Source organism: Bradyrhizobium sp. JR4.3 (assembly GCF_040547695.1).
GTDB classification, from domain to species: domain Bacteria; phylum Pseudomonadota; class Alphaproteobacteria; order Rhizobiales; family Xanthobacteraceae; genus Bradyrhizobium; species Bradyrhizobium canariense.
On the sequence record NZ_JBEPQF010000080.1, the window covers coordinates 1 to 4,555 of the forward strand.

A 4,555-nucleotide genomic window follows, 5' to 3' on the forward strand; every position below is an offset into this window, starting at 1 on the left:
GCAACAGCGGCCCACTTGCAAGAGGCCGGATACATTTGTGCAGACTGCATCGTCCTCATTAAACGACCTTGCACGGGCGGGGCGGGTCATACATTCTTTCCCACGAGATCCTTCAGCGCCGCATTGTCCAACATGGCGTCTGCCAGAAGCCGCTTCAGCTTCGTGTTCTCGTCTTCCAGCGACCGCAGTCGCTTGGCCTCCGAGACGTCCATCCCGCCGAACCTGGCCTTCCATTTGTAGATGCTGGCGTCGCTGACACCATGCTTGCGGCAGAGATCGGCGACCGGAACCCCCGCTTCGTGCTCCTTCAAAATCCCGATGATCTGTTCTTCGGTAAACCGCTTGCGCTTCATGCTCTGGTCCTCGTCTTGGGCCAGAACGAACTTCAAACTGGATTGAGCCCAAGGGGCAAGGTCACAGGCGCTCGATATAAGGACGTTTTGGGATAACCAGCTTCGGCCCAAGTTGCATCAAGCATTCCATGTGTGCGCACAATTCGAAGCGTTTGCTGGCGAGCCGCGAATGTTCGCATGGCGGGACAATGTTGTTGCGTTCCCGACCGGTCACAAGGACTCGCTAAAGGCACTTACGCTAATGAAGACCGGCGTGGCCGCTGCGGCGAAAACGGATGGAAAAGCAGGCGATGGAATCGTCACCCTTAAGGAATGGGATTCAGCCCAACCTGTAAAACTCTTCAATCATGATATCTACCAGCTAGCGGCCGATACGCTTGATCCGGTCGCAGGAATCGGTGACTTCCTGATTGTTTCGAACTTTGCCTCCGTCACCAAGCACAGCTTGGTCGTCGCAACTTTTGGCGAGCAACTGTTAGCTCATCGACACAGCGAGACAGATCTCCACCCGACGATGACCGTCTTGACGGGGCAAACGCTCGAACCTCACCAACTCCCTCAGCCAGTGATCGCGCCAAAAGAAAAGGTGCAGCAAAAAAAGATCGTGGGGACATTGTTCGTCTCCCACATTGCACGCCCACCGCCTCATATCGTTAATCAGGAGGTAGTGGCGGTAAGCGACTTTTCTCTGGCCGAAAAAGCTTTAGCGAATGCGCGCTTGTTTGAAGTACAGGGTCGAAGTGCCGAGCCTATCGCGTTGGACGGACAATTTCTTGTCACTCATCCTACGACATTTGGTTCTGACACATTAAAGCGCCTCGAAGGGCGGCTGGTCGTGGCGGTGGACGAGACGGGAGAAAGGTATTTCAAGCGTCTGCGCGTCCACAAAAGGCTGGTCGTGTTGGAAAGCCTCAACCCTGACGGAATCACGCCAGCCCAGCTGCTTAGTTTGGACGGCTCGCATGGCTTACCTGTGCTAAGCGACTTACTGGAAGTGGTGGGTGTTCTCTTTGAGCTGCCGAACCAAGGTGCAAAGGCATCTTAGAGCCGACCCGGTCGGATAGAATTACTATGGTGACGGTGCACTAATTATCTGGTGGGCAGAGTCGCAATCGCTGCGGCGCCGCACCGAACCGGCCAGTTCGACATGGTTCGCGGGCGTACTGCTGATTTAACCGAACAGCCGGCATCAGCCGAGGGATACGTCATCGCCTGAGACGGCCGGCGATCGTCTCGCCAAACAAAAATGGCCCGCTTGATGCGGGCCATTTTCGTATCGGGACCGGTAAAGTCCGAACTTGGTTGGGGGGAGGCGCAACGGCGCAACGCCCGATTATTGCGATTGATTGAACAAGAGATTCCTGCGCTTGTTGCCTGAATGAATACCGACCGCGCCACTGATTGAGAGTCTGCGCGCTGAACACTATCAATGCCTTACTGGTTGTGCCCCGGGGTTTCTCAGGCCGTAAATGGACATTCGTCGCACGATCAAAAGGGTGCGCTGCATATCATGGGAGTGTCTGAAACTGAAGAACATTGCGTCGGGGCCAGCGCCGACCATCAGCCCGCCGGCCGGGGCAAGCCGAGAGAATCGCGCAAGCTCGAGCCGTCGTACTCAGTGCGGAACAGCCCTCGATGTTGCGGCTCTGGCACGAGGCCGTGGACCAGCTCCTCCAAGCCGCCTGGAAGATATGGGACCTGCAACATGAAGCCATCGCAGGCGCCCGCCTCGAACCACTCCTACATGCGATCCGCCACCGCACCGGGCGTGCCGGTAAATCCACTGGTGGTTCTCCCCGCGCCGTAGCGCTATCCCAGCTCGGCAAGGCTCACGCCCGAGCGGCGCGTCAGCTCGGCGACCTCGCGGTAGTGCCCTTCGACGCCGGGAACGTCGAGGTTCTCAGGCAGGACCTGATCCTGCGGGAAGCGCGAGAGGTCGACGCCGAGACGATCGGACAATGTCGAGAGGCCAGATTCTGGATGCGACAATGCCTGGAGCTCGTGCTGCAGCGCCTTGGCCTGCTTCTCCGTGTTGGCGATCACCGGCACTATGCCAGGCAGCACCTTGATCGTGTCCGGGTCACGGCCGAAACGGACCGCGCGGGCGCGCAGATCGTTGCGGAATTTCGACTGAGACGTCGATCAGGCCGGGTGTCACGAAGATGATCTCGGCCCATCGAGCTGCGAAATCGCGGCCACGATCCGAAGCGCCGGCCTGGATGAAGACCGGGCGCCCTTGCGGCGGTCGGCTGACATTGAGGGGGCCTCGCACATTGAACCATTTGCCGGAATGGTCGATCCGGTGGACCCGCGCCGAGTCGGCGAACAGCGGCGGCTGGCGATCCCGGACCAGCGCACCATCCTCCCCACGAATTCCACAGCTTGGTCACGACCTCGAGAAATTCGTCGGCGTGCTCGTAGCGCCCCTCGCGCGAGAGCTGCTCGTCAAGCCGAAATTGCGCGCCTCCGACTCCTGGAACGAGAAGTCATCGGCGCCCGCCTTGATGGCCTGCACGGTGGCAGGAATGTCGGGATCGCCCGTGAGAAATATGATCGGCAGCGTTGAGCTGGGTTCGCCCAAGCGCTTCTGCAGGGCCGGGCCATCCACGCCGGGCATCCGCACATCGAGTATGATGCAGGTCGGCTCGTCGCCGGTTGGGAGGTGGTCCAGCAACTGCTGGGCGCAAGCATAGGTCTCGACCCTATACCCGGCTTTCTTCAGGCGGCGTTCGATCGCCGTCCGGAATGACTTGTCATCGTCAACAATGTGCGCGAACCCCCGGCACCGATCCCCTTTTCGTTGTCGAGAGGGTATCGCGCAATGCGCGGTGAGTAAGTGTCTTTTGGCGCTCTTTCGGGCAACTGATCTGTCTCTTCGAGGCGATCTATGCAGTTTGTGCCATGCCGCTGCCCTCTGACGATGGCGCCCCTCCGAATGATGGTCGATAGGGTCCTTTTGAGGGCGTGGGTTTGTGCGGGGACGGCGCGACGGCCCGCTACAAATACATTTCACTTCGCGTATCCCCGTTTATTTTGTGCGAGTTGGCACAGAAAAGCGTGCGCGAAGTGGCGCACGTCGTCCGGAAACCGTGATCTTCATGGGTTGGAACGCCCGGAGCCCGCACGAGGTTAGATAGATTGCGCTCCATCGCGGCGGCGCTGATCGGCGCGCTCGATTGGAGGCGGCCCCCATGAAGTTCATCGTGGACGAAGCTGGCGAGATCATCGCCCAAACATCAGATGACCATGTTCTAATCGGCGGCCACCACCGCCTCGCAGTGGCGGCCAGCCTCGGTAAAAGACTGGTCTGGCGAGATACCGGCGAACCTGTGAAGCTTGATCTTTTCTTCAAGCAGCATGGAAGCACTCCTCGACATACAGCCTGAGCCACTCGCCGAGCGTATCGTTCTTCGGGTACATCGCGATGATCGCCATCATGGTCGCGCCGCTGGTGGCATGATCGTTGGCGGTTGGGCCACCCTCTCAGGGAGAAGACAGCGACATGACAGATCGCGAATTGCTGCGGGACGTGACGGCCATACAAAAAGGGAGGCCGCCTGCGTTGCCACAAGCGGCCCAAGTCTAGGGAGGAAACGCCCAAGGAGGGCAACGATAGCAGGGAGCTACCGCATACCCTTAGCTAGACGATCGCGATCAGCGGCTCAATTGAACGTAAGGGGTGATGGAACGATACAAAGGTTTATGGTCCTGTCGGGCTTACTTGCTCTGCTGCTTGAGCGCCCACAGCCGGTAGGCTCCATATCGCGCGCCAGCCTTTGTGTGCGAGATGGTACGAAAGGAAATTCGAAAATCAAAAACCCCAAATACCCTCAAAGGTCGCGGTCGCGCGGCCCCGCGGAGGTTGACACGCCCAGAGGGACCCGGACGTCCCGACTGTGCGGAGGGTGGCCGCGACGGTCCGCGCAGCGTGTTATCACCTCGACTCACGACCACTATGTCCGCTCACCGGGGGATTGTGTTGCAAAACTCGTTTCTGACTTGGGGGCGAGCTTGGCTTTGGAGTTTCGGCGGTTTTTTTGGTACGGGGTGTCGGCGGTTTCCGTTTTGCTGGTGGATTTCAGCACGCGACTGCCAGTTGTGGCGGGGGACGGCAGATTAGCTTGGCCAGCCGCCTCAGGTTCTGCGCGGTGGCTGTGAGCAGCACTTCGTCCCTGACGCCATTCAGGCCCCGCAACCGAAGC

The 4,555-nt window shown here is 59.3% G+C and carries 4 protein-coding genes and 1 pseudogene; 2 read left to right on the top strand and 3 right to left on the bottom strand.

Features of this window, described 5'->3' with window-relative positions; translation table 11 throughout:
- Positions 1-89: 89 nt before the first annotated feature.
- Positions 90-353 (bottom strand): annotated as a pseudogene (locus tag ABIB91_RS41500) (transposase); the annotation flags it as partial.
- A 241-nt stretch (positions 354-594) separates the two neighbouring features.
- On the opposite strand from ABIB91_RS41500, the gene ABIB91_RS41505 reads away from it, so the two are divergent.
- Positions 595-1,398, top strand: a complete 804-nt coding sequence (locus tag ABIB91_RS41505; protein WP_354172950.1) for a hypothetical protein — start codon at positions 595-597, stop codon at positions 1,396-1,398.
- A gap of 764 nt (positions 1,399-2,162) precedes the next feature.
- On the opposite strand, the gene ABIB91_RS41510 is transcribed toward ABIB91_RS41505, so the two are convergent.
- Entirely contained in the window at positions 2,163-2,417 is a 255-nt protein-coding gene (locus ABIB91_RS41510) for a hypothetical protein (protein ID WP_354128572.1), read from the bottom strand.
- Between the two features lie 322 nt (positions 2,418-2,739).
- Positions 2,740-3,366: a response regulator transcription factor gene (locus ABIB91_RS41520; protein WP_354172952.1), complete on the bottom strand. Its 627-nt coding sequence runs from the start codon at positions 3,364-3,366 to the stop codon at positions 2,740-2,742.
- A gap of 178 nt (positions 3,367-3,544) precedes the next feature.
- On the opposite strand from ABIB91_RS41520, the gene ABIB91_RS41525 reads away from it, so the two are divergent.
- Positions 3,545-3,739: a hypothetical protein gene (locus ABIB91_RS41525; RefSeq protein ID WP_354172954.1), complete on the top strand. Its 195-nt coding sequence runs from the start codon at positions 3,545-3,547 to the stop codon at positions 3,737-3,739.
- Positions 3,740-4,555: the final 816 nt, after the last annotated feature.

What these genes read in the sequence shown, in the direction of transcription:
- ABIB91_RS41525 (WP_354172954.1), top strand. Translation starts at nt 3,545, where the DNA reads ATGAAGTTCATCGTGGACGAAGCTGGCGAGATCATCGCCCAAACATCA.
- ABIB91_RS41505 (WP_354172950.1), top strand. Translation starts at nt 595, where the DNA reads ATGAAGACCGGCGTGGCCGCTGCGGCGAAAACGGATGGAAAAGCAGGC.